1 protein-coding gene is annotated in these 1,743 nt (G+C 75.8%); it reads right to left on the bottom strand.

Annotation, left to right across the window (positions count from 1 at the left end; all coding sequences use genetic code 11):
• A partial coding sequence (locus ACOJTC_RS25260; protein ID WP_420118756.1) for a polyketide synthase dehydratase domain-containing protein occupies positions 1–1,743 on the bottom strand: 1,743 nt, incomplete at both ends.

Here is a 1,743-nt window from a genome sequence, read left to right as displayed (position 1 = left end):
GGAGTCGTGGATGTGGGAGTCCGGCACGCCGAGCGCGCTGAGGGTGGCCTGCTTGGGCGCGCTCGCGGTGGTGTGCACGGTGGCCCCGAGGTGCCGGGCGTAGTGCAGGGCGGCCATCCCGACCCCGCCGGTCGCGGTGTGCAGGAGGAGCCGCTGACCGGCCCGCAGGTCGGCCAGGTCGGTCAGACCGTACATGGCGGTCAGGTAGACGATCGGCAGGACCGCCGCCTCGACGTCGCGGAGCCGGGCCGGGGTCCGCACCAGATGACGGTGGTCGGAGACCGCCACCGGACCGGCGCAGCCCTCGGGGAACAGCCCCATCACCCGGTCGCCGACCGAAAGCCCGGTGACCTCGGAACCGACCTCCGTCACGACGCCGGCGCCCTCGCCACCGATCTGCGCGTCGTCGCCCGGGTAGAGCCCCAGCGCGATCATCACGTCCCGGAAGTTCAGGCCGGCCGCGCGCATCGAGACCCGTACCTCGCCGCCGGCCAACGGGCGGTCCCCCGCGGGCGACGGCACCAGCGCCAGGTTCGCCAACGTGCCACGGCTCGTCACGTCCAGCCGCCAGTTGCCACCCCCGTCCGGGGGCTGCAGCACGGCCGCCGACTCGGCGACCGGAACCAGCCGGGGGACCAGTGTGGTGTCGTCGCGGACCGCCGCCTCCGGCTCCGGACCGTCCACCGCCGCCGGCAGCGTCGCGTCGGCCGGACCGGGCAGGTCCAGCAGGGCGAACCGGTCGGGGAACTCGGCACGCGCCGACCGGATCAGACCCCACACCGTGGAGGCCGGTAGATCCTGGATCTCCGGCCCGGTCCGGGTGGCGACCGCCCCCCGGGTGACCGTCACCAGCCGGTGGTCACCGAAGACGGGCTCGCCGACCCACCGTTGCGCCAGCCCCAGGGCCCGTTCGGCGACCTCGTGGGCGAGGGCGACGACCTCGTCCGCCGGACGCGGCGCGGCCCGGTCGAGCGCCGGCCCCGGCCCGCCGTCGGTAACGCAGGTCACCCTCGGGTCTGCCGGGACCGCCGTGCCGGCGGCGATCGCCGCCGCCAGCGCGTCCAGGTCGGGGTGGACGGTGACGTCGCGGCCGGCCGCGCGGAGCGCGTCGGCCAACCCCAGCGGGTCGACACCGACCACGTGCACGCCGGACGGCTCCACGGTCGGGCCGGCCTCCTGCGGCACCCACTCGACCCGCATCGGTGTGACCGGGGCTTCCGTGGCGGCCGACCGGTCGGCCGTGAACGGCCTGGTGGTCAACTCCTCGACGGTGATCACCTCGACGTCGTCGAGGTCGGTGGCGACCAGCCGTACCGCGTGCTCGGAGAGCCGGGTCAGCCGCACCCGCAGGGCGGAGGCGCTGCGACCGGTCGCGCGCACCCCGCCCCAGGAGAACGGCACCCGCAGCGGGCCGTCGAGGTCGGCCGGCGTCGCGATCAGCGCGTGCAGCGCCGCGTCCAGCAACGCCGGGTGGACGACGTGCCCGTCGACCTCGGTCCCGTCGGGGAGGCTGACCTCCGCGTACAGCTCGTCGCCGTGCCGCCAGAGTGCCCGCAGGTTACGGAAGGTCGGGCCGTAGGCGTAGCCGTGGTCGGTCAACCGCGCGTACAGGCCGGAGAGGTCGACGGCCTGTGCCCCCGGTGGCGGCCAGGCGCCCGGCGGGGACGCGGGCTCGGGTGCCGGCTCGGGGTTGATGGTGGCGGTGGCGTGGGTGGTCCAGGTGGTGGTGGTGCGGGTGTGGAT

The sequence above is a fragment of the Micromonospora sp. genome, assembly GCF_048594385.1.
Lineage (GTDB): Bacteria > Actinomycetota > Actinomycetes > Mycobacteriales > Micromonosporaceae > Micromonospora > Micromonospora wenchangensis.
The sequence above is the reverse complement of the archived record's forward strand: the minus strand, read 5'-3'. Positions and strand labels throughout refer to the sequence as shown.